The organism is Rhizobium ecuadorense (assembly GCF_001187535.1).
GTDB classification, from domain to species: domain Bacteria; phylum Pseudomonadota; class Alphaproteobacteria; order Rhizobiales; family Rhizobiaceae; genus Rhizobium; species Rhizobium ecuadorense.
Map to the genome: position 1 here is coordinate 1 of NZ_LFIO01000860.1, position 248 is coordinate 248.

Sequence of the window (248 nt, forward strand, 5' to 3'; positions counted from 1 at the left end):
CATTCACGAAGCTCGAATCGTCTGAAGCAAGAAACAGCGCGGCCGCCGCAATTTCCTCAGGTCGACCCATCTTTCCCCGCGGGATCAGGGATTCGAACATTTGCTTCGCCTCCTCGGTGAGAACTTGGTCCTGCATCGGTGTGGCGATCGGCCCCGGATGCAGCACGTTCACCCGTATATTCCTGCCCTTGAGTTCGTTGAGCCACCCGCGTGCGAACGCGTGCAGCGCCGCCTTGCTCGCCGCATAC

Annotated in this window: 1 protein-coding gene; it reads right to left on the reverse strand. The window is 60.5% G+C overall.

Annotation, left to right across the window (positions count from 1 at the left end; translation table 11 throughout):
- The coding region (locus AF337_RS14910) for an SDR family NAD(P)-dependent oxidoreductase (RefSeq protein ID WP_152971087.1) at positions 1-248 on the reverse strand (248 nt) is incomplete at both ends.